The sequence below is a fragment of the Pseudomonas monteilii NBRC 103158 = DSM 14164 genome (genome assembly GCF_000730605.1).
In the GTDB taxonomy this organism is placed as follows: Bacteria; Pseudomonadota; Gammaproteobacteria; order Pseudomonadales; family Pseudomonadaceae; genus Aquipseudomonas; species Aquipseudomonas monteilii.
This window is the reverse complement of sequence record NZ_BBIS01000131.1, coordinates 1-571: the sequence shown is the minus strand read 5'-3', so window position 1 is coordinate 571 and position 571 is coordinate 1. Positions and strand designations below refer to the sequence as shown.

The following is a 571-nucleotide window of genomic DNA, read 5'->3' as shown; positions in this document are numbered from 1 at the left end:
AATCTCCGAACAAGCCTTCAGTTATGCGAGAATCCCCGCAACACCTGATCCGAGCCGCCCATGAGCCAGATGAGCTTTTCCGACTTTGAGTACGCCGGCAAGCGCAAGCAGACCCGCCGAGAGCGCTTCCTCGCCGAAATGGATCAGGTGGTGCCCTGGGCAGGCCTGCTGGAGCTGATCGAACCGTTCTACCCCAAGGCCGGCGGCGGTAGAAAACCCTATCCTCTGGAAACCATGCTGCGCATCCATCTGTTGCAGAACTGGTTCTCCCTGAGCGACCCGGCCATGGAAGAAGCGCTCTACGAAATCACGCCCATGCGCCAGTTCGCACTCCTGACGCTGAGCGCGCCAATCCCCGAAGACACCACGATCATGAACTTCCGGCACTTGCTGGAGAAGCATCAGCTCGCACCGGCAATCCTTGCGGTCATCAATGGTTATCTGCAGGAAAAAGGCCTGTCGCTGCGCCAAGGCACCATCGTCGATGCCACCATTATTCATGCCCCCAGCTCGACCAAAAATAAAGAAGGCAAGCGTGATCCCGAGATGCACCAGACCAAGAAAGGCGGTC

1 pseudogene is annotated in these 571 nt (G+C 58.0%); it reads left to right on the top strand.

Features of this window, described 5'->3' with window-relative positions:
• Positions 1 to 60 precede the first annotated feature (60 nt).
• Positions 61 to 571, top strand: a pseudogene (locus tag PM2_RS29485) (IS5-like element ISPa41 family transposase); the annotation flags it as partial.